This is a genomic window from Streptomyces beihaiensis (assembly GCF_026274175.1).
Lineage (GTDB): Bacteria > Actinomycetota > Actinomycetes > Streptomycetales > Streptomycetaceae > Streptomyces > Streptomyces beihaiensis.
The window spans coordinates 1-16,923 of the sequence record NZ_JAPHNL010000282.1 but is presented as its reverse complement, the minus strand read 5'-3'; the positions used below and the strand labels follow the sequence as shown (position 1 = coordinate 16,923).

The window sequence follows — 16,923 nt, the reverse complement described above, 5'->3', positions numbered from 1 at the left end:
CCGCCGCGGCATCGCGTCCCACCCAAGACGCTCGCGGACGATCGCACAAGAGTGCCCCCGGCGCCGGGTGGTGCGGGGGCGGGGCGCGAAAAATGCTTTGCCCCGGGCGTCACCGAGCGCTCACCATGGGTTCATGAGCACGACGGGGGAGCGGACATGAGCGCCCGGCTGCGCGGGATCGCGCAGGAGACGCGGGAGATCGTCGCGGCAGGTCGGTACCGCACGGGGGTGGGTACCGAGGCCGTGATCGCTGACGCCGTGGCGCGGGCCCGCGCGGCCACCGGCCAGTTCGGCCCCGGGCCGGTCCCGGTGCCGCCCGCGCCCGGCCCCGCCACGGCGCCGCACATCGAGGTCACTGGCGAGTCCAGCCTCGCCGCGGCGCGCCGCCTGACGGGGGAGCCGGGAGGCCCGGTCGCGGTCCTGAACTTCGCCTCGGCCCGCAACCCGGGCGTCCGGTTCGCCGGACACTTCGACCAGATCGTGTTCGCCGTGCTCGACCGGACCCGGGACGCCGCGACCCGCACCGCGTTCGAGCGGGTGTTCGGCGCGCTGTCCCCGGCGGGCTGATGGGGGCCATGGCCCCCGGCCGTCATGGCGGCGATGTCCACACCATCCCGCCGCAAAAGCAGTCACCCGGGTCACGTCGGAGGCTGGACGGACCAATCCGCGCGGCGCCGGCCCGGGTAGCGCCGCACGCTCGGCACATGGCACGCCGACACACGCACCGCGCACCCCGCACCGCCCTGACCGTCCTCGTCTGCGCCCTCGCCCTGGCCGCCGCCCTGCCGGCCGCCGCACACGAGGCGGCACCGGGCGCCCCCGGGCAGCCCGCACCCGAACCACGCGCACCCCGGCGCACCGTCTCGGCCTGGCTTCCGTACTGGAACCAGAAGGCCGCCTACGAGGATGCCCTCGCCCATTCCCGCCAACTGCGCACCGTCAGCCCGTTCTGGTACGAGACGAGGTCCGCCGGCCGCGTCGTCGGCCACACCGGAAGCGGCGACCGCGGCATCATCGACGGTCTGCACGAGCGCGGCGTGCGGGTCGTTCCCACCGTCATGGAACAGATGAACCCCGGCGCCCTCGGCAAGATCCTCACCAGCCCCGCGCAGCGCTCCCGCCACATCGACACCCTGCTCGGTGTCGTCCGCAGCCGCGCCTACGACGGACTCGACATCGACTACGAGTCCATCGCGCCCACCCCCGACTCCACCTACCGCGCGGTGCGCGCCGGTTACGCCGACTTCGTCAGCGGGCTCTGCGCGAGACTCCACGCCCTCGACAAGCAGTGCATCGTCACCGTCACCCCCAAGACCCGTACCACCGGCCGGATCTGGGACTACAGGAAGCTCGGCGCGGCCGCCGACCGGATGCGCATCATGGGCTACAACCTGCATGACGCCGAAGGCGCCCCGGGACCGCTGTCCAGCCCGCAGTGGTACGACGACATCCTCGACACGGCCACCGCCCAAGTGCCCCGCTCCAAGCTGGAGATGGGGCTGCCCGGCTACGGCTGGGACTGGGCCGTCGGCCACAGGACACGCGCCCGCCACGTCACCTGGCACGACGCGGAGGCGCTGCGCCGCAAGGTCAAGGCCCCCTACGCCCTCGACACGGCGTCCCGCACCCCGCACTTCACGTACCAGGAGAAGAAGACCCGACGCACCGTCTGGTACCAGGACGCCCGCGGTGTCGCCGCCGACCTGCCCACGTTGCGCGCCCATGGCGTCACCGCGACCGCCCTGTGGGCGCTCGGCTTCGAGGACCCGGGGGTATGGCGGGTCCTCGCGGACGGACCGGCCGCCGCACCCCCGGCGCCACGGCGGTGACACGTCCGGCCGCCGGCCGGGCACCCCGGACGCGGCACCGTGCCGAGCCGAGCGGACGCCGCCCGCGCCCCACGCCGCTGCGTGCAGCCTGCGCGCCGGACCCACCCGTATCGCCCTCGGGCCGACACCTCGGGTGCCGGCCGAACCACGGCCGGTCGCCGTGCTCGCGCCCCGTCGGCATCGGCCCCGAGGGCATCGCCCTGTTCGACGGTCGAGTGCGCGGGCCGTCGGCACAACGGGAGCCGGGCCGGTCGAGGGCGCCCACGCGCTGCTCAGGTGATGGCGTACCACGACGAGCGCGATGCTGCTGATGCGCGCCCTTCAGGACGCGGGGGCGCAAACTCGCCCGTCGTGCGGGCCGCCCGGTACGCGACCGGGCGGCCGGGCCCCTAGGTGCGCGCGACATGCTCGGCGCGCACGTTGTGGCCCGTGAATCGGCCTGACCGGTCAGGCGCCTTCCGGCGAGCCGCCCCGCTCCTTGGCCTGCTGTTCGGCGACCGACTTGCGGACCTCGTCCATGTCCAGGCCGCGGGCCTGCCCGATCACGTCGTCGAGCGCCTCCTGGGGCAGCGCGCCGGGCTGCGCGAACACGGCGACCTGATCGCGGACGATCATCAGCGTCGGGATCGACTGAATGCCGAAGGCGGCGGCCAGCTCCGGCTGCGCCTCCGTGTCCACCTTGCCGAAGACCAGGTCCGGATTGGCCTCGGCGGCCTTCTCGTAGACCGGCGCGAACTGCCGGCAGGGCCCGCACCAGGACGCCCAGAAGTCGATCAGGACGAACTCGTTGTCGGTGACGGTCTGGTCGAAGTTGTCCTTGGTCAGCTCCACGGTGGCGGTGCTCATGTTGGTTCCCTCTTCCTGCTTCAGGGTCGCGGGCGAAGCCGTAAGGGGCAAAGCCGTCTTTCACAACCGTCCGCATGCCGGACGTATTCCGCGCACGTACCCATGTGGCTCGCTCGCACACCTGCCATGACACTGGGCCTATGACGCAACCCATCAGCTACGACGTAGTGGTCCTGGGAGCCGGTCCGGTCGGCGAGAACGTGGCGGACCGGGCCCGAGCGGGAGGGCTCAGCGCGGCCGTCGTGGAGAGCGAGCTGGTCGGCGGGGAGTGCTCGTACTGGGCGTGCATGCCCAGCAAGGCGCTGCTGCGCCCGGTCATCGCCCGAGCGGACGCACGCCGGGTGCCCGGCGTGCGGCAGGCGGTCCAGGGCCCCCTCGACTCCGCTGCCGTCCTCGCCCATCGCGACGAGTTCGCCTCGCACTGGAAGGACGACGGCCAGGTCGACTGGGTGCGGTCCATCGGCGCCGACCTCTACCGCGGACAGGGCCGTCTCGCCGGACCGCGCCGGGTCACCGTGACCGGGCCCGACGGCACCGTCACCGAGCTCACCGCCCGGCACGCCGTCGCCGTGTGCACGGGCAGCCGCGCCGCGCTCCCGTCGCTGCCGGGACTGGCGGACGTCGCGCCCTGGACGAGCCGTGAGGCCACCAGCGCCGACCACGTTCCGGGACGGCTCCTCGTGGTCGGCGGCGGCGTGGTCGCCTCCGAGATGGCCACGGCCTGGCAGGCGCTCGGCTCACAGGTCACCGTGCTCGAACGCGGCAGCCGGCTGCTCGGCCGCATGGAGCCCTTCGCCGGTGAGCTGGTCGCCGAGGCGCTGCGCGAGGCGGGCGCCGAGGTGCGCACGGGCGTGAACGTGACCGCCGTGGCCCGAAAGGACGGCACGGTCACCGCTACCATCGACGAGGGCACCACCCTGGAGGGCGACGAGATCCTCTTCGCCACCGGCCGCGCCCCGCGCACCGACGACATCGGCCTGGAGACGGTGGGCCTGCGCCCCGGCTCCTGGCTGACCACCGACGACACGCTGCGCGTCGAGGGAAGCGACTGGCTGTACGCCGTCGGCGACGTCAACCACCGGGCGCTCCTCACCCACCAGGGCAAGTACCAGGCGCGGATCGCGGGCGCCGCGATCACCGCCCGCGCGCAGGGCGTGCCGCTCCTGGAGACCGACCGCTGGGGCGCCCACTCGGCCACGGCCGACCACGCCGCCGTCCCCCAGGTCGTCTTCACCGACCCGGAAGCGGCGAGCGCGGGCCTGACCCTCGCCGAGGCCGAGGAGGCGGGCCACCGTGTGCGGGCCGTCGACTTCGACCTCGGCGGCGTCGCCGGGGCCGGCCTCTACGCCGACGGCTACACGGGCCGTGCCCGGATGGTCGTCGACCTCGACCGGGAGGTGCTGCTCGGCGTCACCTTCGTCGGCCCGGGTGTCGGCGAACTCATCCACTCGGCGACGGTGGCCGTCGCGGGCGAGGTGCCCGTCGACCGGCTGTGGCACGCGGTGCCCGCCTACCCGACCGTCAGCGAGGTCTGGCTGCGCCTCCTGGAGGCATACCGGGGTTGAGCGGTGCCGCGGCTCGGTACGCGGCGTCGTCTCCGCTACCGCTTGACCGCCTTGAGGACCACGAACTTCGAGTCACCGGCGATCAGCCGGCTGTTGCCGAAGAGGCGGCGCAGTGTCACGTGGTGGCCGAGGTGACGGTTGCCGACCACCCACAGCTCGCCTCCCGGCCGCAGCGCGGCGCGGGCCTGCGTGAACATGCGCCGCGCCGTCGCGTCCGTCGTCGCCTGATGGGAGTGGAACGGCGGGTTGTTCAGGACGAGGTCGACGCTGCCCGGCGGGACGTCGGCGAGACCGTCGGCGACGCGGAACTGTGCCGAGCCGGGACGGTCGGCCGCGTTGCCCGCGTACGTCGCCCGGGCCGAGGCCAGGGCCTGGTAGGACTCGTCGGTGAAGAGCACCTCGGCGTCCGGGTGGGTCAGCGCGGCGCTCGTGCCGACGACGCCGTTGCCGCAGCCGAGGTCCACGATGCGGGTCGCGGCGGTGGCCCCGGGAAGGTGGGCGAGGAAGAAACGGGTGCCGACGTCGAGGCGTTCGGCGCAGAAGACACCGGAGTGGTTGACCACCGTGCGACCGGACATCGGGCCGATGGCGTCGGGAAGACGGTACGCGTGGGGCCAGGGGTTCGGCCCCGGTGAGAGGGTCGGGTCAGGAGTGGCGAAGATCAGCCGCGCCTTCTGCTCGGCGAGCGAGGTGCGGGTCGGGCCGACGATGCGTTCGAACAGGCGCAGGGTCGAGGTGTGGATCTCCTTCACCATGCCCGTGCCGATCACCACGGTGTCCGGGCGCAGGGCGGGACGCAGCCGGTGCAGCTGGTCCTCGAGCAGAGCGAGGCTCTTGGGGACCCGTACGAGCAGGACGTCCACGCGGTCCGGCGGGGTGTCCCGCGTGGTGAGGAGCCGTGCGCCCGTGCGGGTGTTGCGGTTCATGTTGGCGAGCGTGGCCTGCCGGCCCAGGTACGAGTCGGAGATCGACGTCGGCGCGCAGCCGCCGCGCCCGGTGAGCGCCGTGCCCAGAGCGCCCCAACGGTCGCCCACCACGACGACCGCCCGCGTCAGGTCGACGTCCGCCCCGGCCAGGTGCCGCAGCAGGTAGGCGTCGGCCGCGTCCCAGGCGCGCAGCCGGTCACGCGGGTCCGGCGGGAAACGGGTGAGCGTCACCTCGCCCCAAGGAGTGGTGAGGAGCTGGTCGGGGGCGGTCTGATCGGTGCGGTTCATCGTCCGGCAAGGCTAACCGAGACGCCCGCACGCGCCCGCGGTGCGGGCGAGCGGCGGACGGCGGCCGACCCGCTCCGACACCTCGGCGAGTGGACCGTCCAGGATCCGGACGGCGGTCGCGTACTGCTTCACGCCGAAGAGCTTTCGGGGCGGCGGCGACCCGCTCAGACGAGTCCACCGGCCCGCAGCGCGGCCTCCAGCTCGAAGCGGGCGTCCGGGTCGTCCAGGGCGGGGCCGAACAGTCGCTGCAGGTGGTGCAGGCGCTGCCGGGCGGTCTGAGGGTGGATCGCCAGTCGCCGGGCCAGTTCGGGGGCGCTGCCGTGCGGAGTCTGGAGGTGGGCCAGGAGCGTGTCCGTGAGGCGCTCGCGCTGCTTCGGCGTGAGCGCCGCCAGCGGGGCGAGCCTGCGGGCCGCGACGAGCCGGACCAGTGCCGGGTCGGCGAGCAGCAGCAGGTCCGTGAGCCGCTCCTCCGCGTCGGCCCGCACTCCGTCCGGCGCCTGCGCCCGCAGCGTGCGGGCCCAGCGCAGCGAGTCGGCGGCCTGCGCGAGCGGCACGCGGGGTCCGGTCACCCCGCCGCGGTCCCGCAGCAGCCGCCGCAGCCGCGTGTCCGCGAGGTGCACCGCCGGATCCGGCACGAGCAGACACGGCGCGGGCCCGTCGAGGTCGGCGAGCACCACGGACGGCAACCGGTGCCGCCGCCCCGCCTCCGGCACGGCGTCCGCCCCCCGCCCGGCCCCCGGCCCCGTCAGGCCCGTCCCGAGCGCCACCGCCGCGACGGTCTGCGGCAGCTGCCACTGCGCCTCATGGGCGGCCCGGCGAAGGACCGCCTCGGGGGGCGGGTCCGTGGCGAAGAGGAGGGTCAGGAGACGGTGGCGGCGGCGGCCGAGGGTGCCCGCCGCGTCCGCCTGGGCGCGGGCGTACGCCGTGACCGACGCCGCCGCGATCTCGTCGATGTGCGTGAAGGCGGTCTCCGCGAGCTGCGCCACCGCCTCCGTGCCGAGCGCCAGCCGCCGCGCCACCCGTACGTAGCGCCGCCACGCCACCCGCCCGCCGAGCCGGTAGGCGGCCTGCAGCGCGTCCAGGCTGCGGCCCTCCGCCAGTTCGCCGCGCCCGAGCGCGCGGTAGACGGGAAGGCGCTGCGGGTCCAGTTCCCCGCCGCCCTCCTCGACCCGGTCGACGAATTCGGCGAGCGCGGTTTCCACTCCGTTCTGGATGGCCGCGCCGAACTGCCCCGACAACGGCCGGGAGAATTCGGGTATCTGACGGCGTATTTCGTGGATGATCTCCGCGGCGAGCGTGCGGTTCTCCTTGCGCAGCTCGTCCGCGAGCCGCTGTGGAAACAGCGCCCACGCGCCACCGAAACCGGGTGCGCCCACTGCGCCGGAAGCGCTCATCCCGTCACCTCAACCTCCGCCCGTCCCGCAGAGTATGGGCCGAGGTTACTCGCGGGTCAAGATGTTGGGCGAAGGTCAACTACCACTGCTAGTAAGGCGTTCACCAGGGCCGTTGTCGTGGACTCTGATGTGTATGCCAAGAAATCGCTCACTTGGGTGACAACTTCGCCGCCCCGCCGCTCCCGTTCCTGGCATCGGCCTGCGCGCCCGGCGACCCGCCGTGCGCACATCGTTGCCGTGGCCGCTGGCCGCTTCTAACTTCACCGCAGTCCGACGCCGCGAAAGCCGCGGTATTCCAGAACGAGGGACGGTACTGGAAATGAGACGCAGGATCATCGGGGCGTTCGCCGCAGGCGCTCTGGGGATTTTTGGGCTCGTCGCGCTCGGTGCCCCGAACGCGACCGCCACCGACGCGCAGCGGCCCGTCGAGTACAACTTCACGGAAGGATTTCTGAAGGGATTCTTCGCACCGGACACCGCGCCCGCGGGCGCGAACGACTGGAGCTGCGAGCCCACCGCACAGCACCCGCGGCCCGTGGTCCTCATCCACGGCACGCTGGAGAACATGAACGACAACTGGGGCGGAGCCGCGCCCCTGCTGGCCGACAACGGGTACTGCGTCTTCGCGTTCAACTACGGAGGCGCGACCGACAACAGCCCCGTGCAGGCCACGGCCCGCATCGAGGACGGCGCCGCGAAGCTGGGCGCCTTCGTCGACCAGGTGCGCGCCGCCACCGGAGCGAGCGAGGTCGACCTCGTCGGCCACTCCCAGGGCGGTGGCCCCATGCCCCGCTACTACCTCAAGCACGACCCGAGCGCCGCGGGCAAGGTGGACAAGTTCGTCGGCATCACGCCGTCCAACCACGGCACCACGCTCGACGGCATCACCGAGGTGGGCCGGGCCCTCTACCTGTTGGAGCCCGCCAACGCCCTGCTCGACAAGACCGCACCGGCCCTGGAGGAGCAGGAGATCGGCTCGGACTTCAACAGGTCCCTGGACGCGGGCGGCGACACCGTGCCCGGCGTCGACTACACCGTGATCGCGACGGAGTACGACGAGGTGGTCACGCCGTACACCAACAGCTATCTGACGGCCGGCCCCGGCGCCACGGTGCACAACATCCGTCTCCAGGACGCCTGCGCCGCGGACCGGGCCGACCACCTGGAGGCCCCCTACGACCCGATCACTCTCACGTACGTCCTCAACGCGCTCGACCCCGCGCACCCGCGGCCCGTCAAGTGCCAGACCGTGCTGCCGCTGACCGGCCCCATCGGGCCCGTCCAGCAGTAGCCGACGGCGCCCCGCCCCCTCCGGCCCACGCGGCGGGGGAGGGCGGGGGGCTCAGCCGCGGACGACGGCCAGGCTCTGGGGCGTGAGGTCGCCGAGCGTGGGGTAGCCGTCCACCGCCATGATGAGGTCGGCCTCGGCGAGCAGCGAGCGCAGCACGTGCACGAGCCCGTCCTCGCCGCCCACCGCGAGCCCGTACGCGTACGGCCGTCCCACGCCGACCGCGGTGGCGCCCAGAGCGAGCGCCTTGATCACGTCGGCGCCCGACCGCACCCCGGAGTCGAACAGGACCGGCAGCCCGTCCGCCGCCTCCACCACGCCGGGCAGCGCGTCGAGCGCGGGCAGCCCGCCGTCGGCCTGGCGGCCGCCGTGGTTGGAGCAGTAGACGCCGTCCACCCCGCCGTCCTTGGCGCGTCGCACGTCGTCGGGGTGGCACAGGCCCTTCAGGATCAGCGGAAGGTCCGTGAGGGAACGCAGCCACGGCAGGTCGTCCCAGGTCAGGGGGTTGCCGAAGAGGCCCGCCCAGGACAGCACCACGCGCTGGGGATCGTCGGAACCGGTCAGCTCGCGGAACCGGGCGTCGGACGTGTAGTTGGCCAGGCAGTGGCCGCGCAGCTGAGGGAAGTTGGCGGTCGACAGGTCGCGCGGGCGCCAGCCCGTGACCCATGTGTCGAGCGTGACGACGATCCCCTTGAACCCCGCCGCCTCGGCACGCCGGACCAGGCTCTCGGCGAGCTCCCGGTCCCTGGGCGTGTAGAGCTGGAAGAAGCCGGGTGTCCCGCCGAACTCGGCGGCCACGTCCTCCATCGGGTCCACCGACAGCGTCGACGCCACCATCGGCACACCGGTGCGGGCCGCCGCCCGCGCTGTCGCCAGATCGCCGTGCCCGTCCTGAGCGCACAGCCCCACCACTCCGACCGGTGCCATGAACAGCGGCGACGGCAGTCGCAGCCCGAACACGTCCACCGACATGTCCCGCCGCTCGGCCCCCACCAGCATGCGCGGCACGAGCCCGTGGCGTTCAAAGGCCCGCACGTTGGCCCGTTGCGTGTGCTCGTCGCCCGCGCCACCCGCGACGTACGACCACACCGAGTCCGGCAGCGCGGCGCGTGCCCGCTCCTCCAGCGCGGCGAAGTCCATCGGCTGCGTGGGGGCCACCCCGCGCAGCCCGTCGAGGTAGATCTCGAACTGGTAGTCACCGAACTGCGGGTTCACGTGCGGTCCCTTCCGCGGGCGGGCCGGCGCCCCTGGCTGTCCTGAGGTGTCCTGAGGCTTCTTGCTGTCCTGGGGATCCTGCGGCCTGGACGCCTCCCGATCAAGGGGCCGGTCCGGCCGGAGCCCCGCGCGGACCACCCGGGGCTCCTGCACCGTGGGGTCTACACGTATCTCCCACGGATCCTCCCCGGGGATGACACCGGGCGCCGGGACCTACCGCAGACGCGGGCACGGAGTCCGGCTCAAAAGCTGACTTGCGCCCGCGCGGCGGCGGCGACGATGGAGTGGATCCTGCCGACCGCCCTGACGTGCCACGACGTACCGCCGGGCGGTCGATCCTGCCCCACGACCCCGACGGGAGCCCTCTGCGCCGTGGCTACGTTCCTCTACAAACTCGGGCGGCTGTCCTTCAGGCGCCGCCGCTATGTGGTGCTGTTGTGGGTGCTGCTCCTCGGCGGAATCGGCTACGCCTCGTCCGCGGCGCCCGCGCCGCCCGCCGACTCGTTCTCCATGCCGGGCACCGAGTCGCAGAAGGCGTTCGACCTGCTGGACCAGAAGTTTCCCGCCGCCAGCGCCGAGGGAGCCACCGCCCGTGTCGTGATACGCGCCCCCCACGGCGAGAAACTCACCGACCCGGCGCCCAAGGCCGACGTACGGGAGCTGGTCGGCGAGCTCGGCAAGGGCCCGCAGGTCTCCTCCGTCGCCGACCCGTACAAGGCGAACGCCGTCAGCAAGGACGGCACCACCGCGTACGCGTCCGTCACGTACAAGGTCGCCGGGACCGAGGTCAGCGACGCCGCGCACGCGTCGCTGAAGAAGGCCGCCGCCGACGCCCGCGCCAAGGGCTTCACCGTCGAGATGGGCGGTGACGCGGTCGAGACCCAGCAGGACATGGGCGGCACAGCCGAGCTGATCGGCATCGCGATCTCCGCGGTCGTCCTGCTCGTCACCTTCGGCTCGCTGGTCGCCGCGGGCATGCCACTGCTCACCGCGATCATCGGCGTCGGCATCGGCGTCTCGGGCATCGCCGCGCTCGGCAGCCTCCTCAACCTGTCGTCCACGACGTCGACTCTCGCCTCGATGATCGGCCTCGCCGTCGGCATCGACTACGCCCTGTTCATCGTCTCCCGCTACCGCGCCGAACTGACCGAGGGCAGGGAGCCGGAGGAGGCGGCGGGCCGCGCCACCGGCACCGCCGGATCCGCCGTGGTCTTCGCCGGTCTCACCGTCGTCGTCGCCCTCTCGGGCCTGTCGATCGTCAACATCCCCATCCTCACCAAGATGGGTCTGGCCGCCGCGGCGACCGTCGCCATCGCCGTCACCATCGCGCTCACCATGATCCCGGCGCTGCTCGGCTTCGCCGGCCGCTGGGCGCTGCGCCGCAAGGACCGCAAGAAGACCGCCGACGAGCTCGGGGCCGAGCCCGCCAAGCCGAACTTCGGCACCCGCTGGTCCCGCTTCGTGCTGCGCCGCCCGCTGACGGTGCTGCTCGTCGCCGTCATCGGCCTGGGCACGGTCGCCGTCCCGGCGACCAGCCTCGAACTCGGCCTGCCCGACGAGGGCTCCTCGGCGCCCGACACGACGCAGCGCAAGGCCTACGACATGCTGTCCGAGTCGTTCGGCGCGGGCTTCAACGGACCGCTCATGGTCACCGTCGACGGCAAGGACGTCGCGGGGGCGGCCAAGACGGTCGGCGCGGACCTGGCCAAGGTGCACGGCGTCGCCGCGGTCACCCCCGCCAAGGTCAACAAGGCGGGCGACACCGCGATCCTCACCGTCGTCCCGACCACCGGCCCCAGCGACCACCGCACCGAGGAACTGGTCAAGTCGATCCGCTCGGACGCGGGCACGTGGGAGGCCGACACCTCCACCGAGATCCTGGTCACCGGACAGACCGCCGTGATCATCGACTTCTCGCAGACCCTCACCGACGCGCTGGTGCCGTATCTGCTCCTCGTGGTCGGCCTCGCGTTCCTGCTCCTGATGCTGGTCTTCCGCTCGGTGCTCGTCCCGCTCAAGGCCGCGCTCGGCTTCCTGCTGTCCGTCTCCGCCGCGCTCGGCGCCGTGGTCGCGGTCTTCCAGTGGGGCTGGCTCGCGGACGTCATGGGCGTCGACCAGCCGGGCCCGATCATGTCGATGATGCCGATCTTCATGATCGGCGTGGTCTTCGGTCTCGCCATGGACTACGAGGTGTTCCTCGTGACGCGGATGCGTGAGGCGTACGTGCACGGAGAACGCGCGCCGCAGGCGATCGTCACCGGCTTCCGGCACGGCGCCCGGGTGGTCACCGCCGCCGCGATCATCATGATCAGCGTCTTCTCCGGCTTCATCCTGGAGAACAACTCCATGATCAAGATGATGGGCTTCGGACTGGCGATCGCCGTCCTCTTCGACGCCTTCGTGGTCCGTATGACGATCGTGCCCGCCGTGATGGCCCTGCTCGGCAAGTCCGCCTGGTGGCTGCCGCGCTGGCTCGACCGGCTGCTGCCCAACGTCGACGTGGAGGGCGAGAAGCTCCGCAAGAACCTCGGCGACGACGTGCCCGCCCAGGACGACGAGCGCGAACTGGAGCCCGTACGCGGCTGACACCCGGCTCCACCCGGCACGGGCCCGCTCCGGTCACCGGGGCGGGCCCGTCGCCGCGTTCACGGGCGGGGCCGGTCCGTCACCACGCCCGCGACGAGCGAGGCGACGCGGTCGGCGGCACCTTCACGATGCCGTACACGACGCTGGCGGCGACGGCGGCGCGGCTCCCGTGACCCCGGCGGGTCCTGCCCGGCAGAGCCCGGGTGTACCGGCCCGTGAGGTGGGGGCCGACCGGCTCCACGGGCGGGTCGGGCGGCCCTCGTCGCGGAGGGGGACGGGGTGCCACCGTGAGAGCGGAACCCCAGCGCGATCGATCCCGCACCGGACCGGGGGTGAGAGCCATGAAACCGGGTACGCTCGGCGCGGCCGTCCCGCAGACCTGGATCTCCGCCGCCGTCGCGGCACCCTCGATCCTCGGCCCCCGGCCGTGGAGCTTCCGCCTCGACCCGGACACTCCGGCCGTCGAGGTGCGCGCCGTACCCGACCGGGCGCTGTGCGAAATCGACCCGGAGGGGCGGGCCCTGCACCTGTCCGTCGGCGCGGCCGTCTTCAACTTGCGGGTCGCGATCGGCCGTTCGGGCCGCACGCCGGTCGTCCGGCTACTGCCCCTCCCGTCCGACCCCGGACTCCTCGCTGTCGTACGCCCCGTGCCGTCCGTGTCCCACGGCGCCGAGGCCGGGCGCCGGACCGACCTGTACGGGGCGATCTGGCGGCGCCGCGACAGCAGATTCCCGTTGGCCGCGCGGCCCATTCCCGCACAGCTGCTGGCCGAACTCGCCGACGCGGCCCGCGAGTGCGGCGCCGAGCTGTGCTTCCCCGAAACCGAACCCGACCCCGCTCGTGCCCCCGCGCCGACCACCGTGATCGCGGCCGTCGGCACCGAGCACGACCGTCGCGCCGACTGGCTGCGCGCCGGCCAGGCCCTGCAGCACGTCCTGCTCGTCGCCGCCGCGCACGGCCTGCGCGGCGCCCCGCTGCACCGGTCCATGGACTGGTCCGACCTGCGCACCCGGCTCACCCCGGCACCCGAGCGCCGCGGCCACGTCCACATGCTGCTGCACCTGGGATACGGCCTCGCCGCCCCGGCCGCCGCCCCGCGCGGCTCCGTCCTCACCCCGGCCGACGCCGGCGCACGGCAGCAGGGGTGAGGGGGGTGTACGGCTCAGTCCGCCGCGCTGGGCAGCGGCACGGACCAGTCGACCACCGTCCCGGACGGATCACCGGAACCCACCGTGCACCGCCCGCCCAGACTCTCGGCCCTGGCCCGGATGTTGTCGAGGCCGCTGCGCCGCGTCGTGCCCGCCGGAATACCGCCGCCGTCGTCGGCCACCCGCAACCGCAGCAGCTCGTCGGCCGCCTCCACCGACACGTCCACCGCCGTGGCGCCCGCGTGCCGCGCCGCGTTGGACAGCGCCTCACGCAGCACGGCGAGCAGATGGTCGGCGTGCTCGGCGGGCACGGCCGTGTCGAGCAGCCCGCTCATCCGCAGCGCGGGGGCGAACCCGAGCGACTCCGTCGCCCGCCCCACCTGGGCCACCAGGCGGCTGCGCAGTCCCGCCGCCTCCGCCTGATCGCTCTCCCGCAGCGCGTAGATGGTGGACCGCACCACCTTGATCGTGTCGTCCAGATCGGCCACCACCCGCCGCACCCGCTCGGCGGCCTGCGGCCGGTCCGCGACCTGGTGCAGCACCGACTGCAGGCTCAGGCCGCTGGCGAACAGCCGCTGGATCGCCAGATCGTGCAGATCGCGGGCGATCCGGTCGCGGTCGTTGAGCACCAGCAACTGCTCGGCCTCCCGCCGGTGTTCGGCGATCTCCAGAGCGAGCCCCGCATGCCCGGCGAACCCGTCGATCATGCCGATGGCGGCATCGGGGAAGACCCCGCCGCCCTCACGGTTGGCCACCAGCAGCACACCGCGCATCCGCTCCGGCGTGCCCAGCGGGACGAGGAACGCCGACCCGAGCCGCGGCCCCGCCGAACGGATCGGCCCGGACCGCGCGTCGTCGCTGAGCGCGTCGCACACCAGCGGCTCGCCCGACTCGAAGACCTTGCCCGCGAGCCCCGAACCGGCGGGCAGCGCGAGACCGCGCAGCGACTCCGCTCCGTGCCCGTGTGCCGTCTCCACCACCAGGTCCCCGGCATCGCCCACCGGAACGGCCAGCAGAACCACGTCCGCGTCGGACAACTCGCGGACCGTGGCCGTGAACGTGTCGAGAACATCGGCCGGATCCGCGCCGGACAGGAGTGTACGGGTGAGCTCACTGCTCGCCGCGAGCCACCGCTGCCTGCGCCGCGCCTCGTCGTACAGGCGCGCGTTGTCGATCGCCACACCGGCCGCGGCGCCCAGCGTGCGCAGCATCGCCTCGTCGTCCTCGTCGAAGAGCCTGCCGCCGTTCTTGTCGGTCAGATACAGATTGCCGAACACCTGGCCCCTGACCTGCACGGGCGTGCCGAGGAACGTCGTCATCGGCGGATGTCCCGCCGGAAAGCCCACCGAGTCGGGGTGGTCGGCCAGCACCTCGAGGCGCAGGGTGTGCGGATCGCGTACGAGGAGCCCCAGAAGGCCCTCGCCGCGCGGATAGTGACCGATACGGGCGATGGTCTCGTCGTCGATGCCCACCGTGATGAACTGCTTGATGGTGCCCTCGTCGCCGAGCACCCCGAGGGCGCCGTACCGGCAGTCGACCAGCTGCGTCGCGGACTCGACGATGCGGCGCAGCACCACGTCGAGCTCCAGGTCGCTGCCGATGGCGAGTACCGCGTCGAGCAGCGTGTGCACTCGGTCGCGCGCCGACCGCACCCGCTTCACCTGTTCCTGCAACTCGTCGAGGAGCCCGTCCAGGCGCAGCGCCGGTGGCACCGCCGTCTCGGACGGCGTGCGCCGTTCGTCGTCAGTGCCTGGCTCCATGCCGGCCCTCCCGCCTCTCCCACAGACCAGCCAACTCCCACACAGCAGCTCTCATCATGCCCGACCCGGACCGCTTCCGGACCCGCCCCCGTCAGGTCGGCCCGCGGCACCGTGCGAAGTGCGCCAGGGCGCGGACAATGGAGCTGAGTGCCCCAGGAGGTGTCATGCCGAATCGACCGCTGGACGAGACGACCGTGACCCGGCTCGTCCAGGACGCGTCCACCGCGCCCTCGATGCACAACGCCCAGCCGTGGCGCTTCCGCTTCCTGGCCGACAGCGGCACGCTCGAACTCAGCGCCGACCCCGACCGCGAGATGCCGCGCACCGACCCCGACCGCCGCGCGCTCCATCTGGGCTGTGGCGCGGCCCTGTTCAACCTGCGGGTCTCCGCCGCCCACGCGGGCCTGCGGCCCGAGGTGACGCTGTTGCCCGACCCGGGCCGGCCGCTGCTGCTCGCCACCGTCCACGCCGACGGCACCGAGGGGCCGTCCCGCCACGACCCGCTGCGCGCGCTGTACCCGGTGCTGCGGATGCGGCACTCCAGCCGCTGGCCGTTCGACGACACCCCCCTGGACGACGCGGTACAGGCATCCCTCGTCGACGCGGCCCGCGCCGAGGGCGCCGGCCTCGTCTTCGTCTCGGACTGGCACGTGCAGGAACTGGCCGACCTGGTGCACGACGCCGAAGGGCGCGACGACCAGCAGCCCGAGCGGCTCGACGAGATGACCCGCTGGACCCACCGCGGCGCGGAGGCCGAATCGGCCACCGAGGGCATCCCCGACTACGCCTTCGGGCCCCGGATGCGCGGCGGCGCCGCGCCCATGCGGGACTTCGCCGGGCGCCGCCCCCTCGCCGACCGGGCCAGCGCCACCTTCGAGTCCACCCCGCACATCGCGCTCCTCGGCACCGCCCGAGACGGGCCCCGCGACTGGCTGATGGCCGGGCAGGCGATGGAGCGGGTTCTGCTCACCGCCACCCTGAAGGGCCTGGCGACCTCCCTGACCTCGCACGCCCTGGAATGGCCCGATCTGCGCGGCCTCGCCCGCGACCCGCGCTCCTCGATGGGCCATGTCCAGATCGTGCTCCGCGTCGGCCACGGTCCGCAGGGGCCGGCGACGCCCCGCCGCCCGGTGACGGACATCCTCACGGTGGTCCACCACGCCGGGCACGGCAGCGGGACCGGTGGGCCCTGAACCGTCCGGGGTCGACCGGCCCACCGGCCGGGGCCCCGGGGCCCTTCGGCGCGTGCGCGCACGGCGGGACATTGAGGGGGCGACGGAGCCACCACGGCTTCGCGCACCCTCGGAAGGGATGAGCGTCATGGCTGTCCACGACCACCCGCACCGTCTGCCGGGACCGCGCCTGTTCGCGAACCGCCGGTCGCCCCGCGCCGCCGCCGCGTCCGGGACGGACGCGTCCGCCCTGTCCGCCGCGGCCCCCTACGCGCTGGCGAGCCTGCGCCTGCTGACGGGGTTCGTCTTCCTGTGGGCCTTCCTCGACAAGACCTTCGGATTCGGTTACGCCACCGCCTCCGGCAAGGGCTGGATCGACGGCGGGTCACCGACCAAGGGGTTCCTGAGCTCGGTCTCCGCCGGGCCGATGGAGTCCGTCTACCACGACTGGGCGGGAGCCGGCTGGGCCGACTGGCTGTTCATGCTCGGCCTGCTCGGCATCGGTGTCGCCGTGATGTCCGGTGTCGCCCTGCGCATCGCCGCGATCGCCGGGACCGCGATGATGACGTTCATGTGGCTCGCCGAGTGGCCCCCGGCCAAGCACCTGTCCGACGGCTCCCCGAGCATGTCGACCAACCCGTTCGTCGACTACCACGTGATCTACGCCTTGGTCCTGATCGCCCTCGCCGCCCTCGGCGCCGGCGTCACCTGGGGCCTGGGCGGACCCTGGTCACGGCTGTCCTTCGTCAGCCGCAACCCCTGGCTGCGCTGACCCGACGGAAGGAACCTCGCCCATGCCCCGCACGGTCACCGCCGGCCTGGACGGCACACCGCACGGCCGCGCCGCGGCCGACTGGGCCGCCAGAGAGGCGCGGCTGCGCGCCGTGCCCCTGCGGCTCGTGCACG

Annotated in this window: 12 protein-coding genes and 1 pseudogene; 8 read left to right on the top strand and 5 right to left on the bottom strand. The window is 73.3% G+C overall.

The window, feature by feature from the left end; translation table 11 throughout:
• Nucleotides 1-156: 156 nt before the first annotated feature.
• Both OFY01_RS24075 and OFY01_RS24070 read left to right on the top strand, forming a co-directional pair.
• A pseudogene (locus OFY01_RS24075) lies at nt 157-450 on the top strand (TIGR02452 family protein); the annotation flags it as partial.
• A 254-nt stretch (nt 451-704) separates the two neighbouring features.
• The gene (locus tag OFY01_RS24070; RefSeq protein WP_266603216.1) at nt 705-1,829 is read left to right on the top strand and encodes a glycosyl hydrolase family 18 protein; all 1,125 of its coding nucleotides are present in this window, start codon (nt 705-707) and stop codon (nt 1,827-1,829) included.
• A 447-nt stretch (nt 1,830-2,276) separates the two neighbouring features.
• On the opposite strand, the gene trxA is transcribed toward OFY01_RS24070, so the two are convergent.
• Complete coding sequence (gene trxA, locus OFY01_RS24065) at nt 2,277-2,675, bottom strand: thioredoxin (protein ID WP_266603215.1); 399 nt, start codon at nt 2,673-2,675, stop codon at nt 2,277-2,279.
• Between the two features lie 140 nt (nt 2,676-2,815).
• Here trxA and OFY01_RS24060 point away from each other — a divergent pair, with 140 nt between their 5' ends.
• On the top strand, nt 2,816-4,240 hold the full coding sequence (locus OFY01_RS24060) for a dihydrolipoyl dehydrogenase family protein (RefSeq protein WP_266603214.1): 1,425 nt from the start codon (nt 2,816-2,818) through the stop codon (nt 4,238-4,240).
• 35 nt (nt 4,241-4,275) lie between these two features.
• Here the strand turns inward: OFY01_RS24060 and OFY01_RS24055 are convergent, their stop codons facing one another.
• Nucleotides 4,276-5,454: a methyltransferase gene (locus OFY01_RS24055; RefSeq protein WP_266603213.1), complete on the bottom strand. Its 1,179-nt coding sequence runs from the start codon at nt 5,452-5,454 to the stop codon at nt 4,276-4,278.
• Nucleotides 5,455-5,618: 164 nt separating this feature from the next.
• Nucleotides 5,619-6,848, bottom strand: coding sequence for a helix-turn-helix domain-containing protein (locus OFY01_RS24050; protein WP_266603212.1), 1,230 nt, complete (start codon nt 6,846-6,848; stop codon nt 5,619-5,621).
• Nucleotides 6,849-7,167: 319 nt separating this feature from the next.
• Here OFY01_RS24050 and OFY01_RS24045 point away from each other — a divergent pair, with 319 nt between their 5' ends.
• Nucleotides 7,168-8,139: an esterase/lipase family protein gene (locus OFY01_RS24045; RefSeq protein ID WP_266603211.1), complete on the top strand. Its 972-nt coding sequence runs from the start codon at nt 7,168-7,170 to the stop codon at nt 8,137-8,139.
• Nucleotides 8,140-8,190: 51 nt separating this feature from the next.
• Here OFY01_RS24045 and OFY01_RS24040 read toward each other — a convergent pair whose 3' ends face one another.
• On the bottom strand, nt 8,191-9,351 hold the full coding sequence (locus tag OFY01_RS24040) for an alpha-hydroxy-acid oxidizing protein (RefSeq protein ID WP_266603210.1): 1,161 nt from the start codon (nt 9,349-9,351) through the stop codon (nt 8,191-8,193).
• A gap of 372 nt (nt 9,352-9,723) precedes the next feature.
• On the opposite strand from OFY01_RS24040, the gene OFY01_RS24035 reads away from it, so the two are divergent.
• Both OFY01_RS24035 and OFY01_RS24030 read left to right on the top strand, forming a co-directional pair.
• Entirely contained in the window at nt 9,724-11,937 is a 2,214-nt protein-coding gene (locus tag OFY01_RS24035; protein ID WP_266603209.1) for an MMPL family transporter, read from the top strand.
• A 341-nt stretch (nt 11,938-12,278) separates the two neighbouring features.
• Complete coding sequence (locus OFY01_RS24030) at nt 12,279-13,085, top strand: nitroreductase family protein (RefSeq protein WP_266603208.1); 807 nt, start codon at nt 12,279-12,281, stop codon at nt 13,083-13,085.
• Nucleotides 13,086-13,099: 14 nt separating this feature from the next.
• On the opposite strand, the gene OFY01_RS24025 is transcribed toward OFY01_RS24030, so the two are convergent.
• Nucleotides 13,100-14,845, bottom strand: coding sequence for a GAF domain-containing sensor histidine kinase (locus OFY01_RS24025; protein WP_266603207.1), 1,746 nt, complete (start codon nt 14,843-14,845; stop codon nt 13,100-13,102).
• A gap of 164 nt (nt 14,846-15,009) precedes the next feature.
• Here OFY01_RS24025 and OFY01_RS24020 point away from each other — a divergent pair, with 164 nt between their 5' ends.
• Nucleotides 15,010-16,038 (top strand): Acg family FMN-binding oxidoreductase, encoded by a 1,029-nt coding sequence (locus tag OFY01_RS24020; RefSeq protein ID WP_266603206.1) that lies wholly within the window; start codon nt 15,010-15,012, stop codon nt 16,036-16,038.
• Between the two features lie 127 nt (nt 16,039-16,165).
• The gene (locus OFY01_RS24015) at nt 16,166-16,789 is read left to right on the top strand and encodes a hypothetical protein (RefSeq protein ID WP_266603235.1); all 624 of its coding nucleotides are present in this window, start codon (nt 16,166-16,168) and stop codon (nt 16,787-16,789) included.
• Nucleotides 16,790-16,923: the final 134 nt, after the last annotated feature.

What these genes read in the sequence shown, in the direction of transcription:
- OFY01_RS24070 (WP_266603216.1), top strand. Translation starts at nt 705, where the DNA reads ATGGCACGCCGACACACGCACCGCGCACCCCGCACCGCCCTGACCGTC.
- trxA (WP_266603215.1), bottom strand. Translation starts at nt 2,675, where the DNA reads ATGAGCACCGCCACCGTGGAGCTGACCAAGGACAACTTCGACCAGACC.
- OFY01_RS24060 (WP_266603214.1), top strand. Translation starts at nt 2,816, where the DNA reads ATGACGCAACCCATCAGCTACGACGTAGTGGTCCTGGGAGCCGGTCCG.
- OFY01_RS24055 (WP_266603213.1), bottom strand. Translation starts at nt 5,454, where the DNA reads ATGAACCGCACCGATCAGACCGCCCCCGACCAGCTCCTCACCACTCCT.
- OFY01_RS24050 (WP_266603212.1), bottom strand. Translation starts at nt 6,848, where the DNA reads ATGAGCGCTTCCGGCGCAGTGGGCGCACCCGGTTTCGGTGGCGCGTGG.
- OFY01_RS24045 (WP_266603211.1), top strand. Translation starts at nt 7,168, where the DNA reads ATGAGACGCAGGATCATCGGGGCGTTCGCCGCAGGCGCTCTGGGGATT.
- OFY01_RS24030 (WP_266603208.1), top strand. Translation starts at nt 12,279, where the DNA reads ATGAAACCGGGTACGCTCGGCGCGGCCGTCCCGCAGACCTGGATCTCC.
- OFY01_RS24025 (WP_266603207.1), bottom strand. Translation starts at nt 14,845, where the DNA reads ATGGAGCCAGGCACTGACGACGAACGGCGCACGCCGTCCGAGACGGCG.
- OFY01_RS24020 (WP_266603206.1), top strand. Translation starts at nt 15,010, where the DNA reads ATGCCGAATCGACCGCTGGACGAGACGACCGTGACCCGGCTCGTCCAG.
- OFY01_RS24015 (WP_266603235.1), top strand. Translation starts at nt 16,166, where the DNA reads ATGGCTGTCCACGACCACCCGCACCGTCTGCCGGGACCGCGCCTGTTC.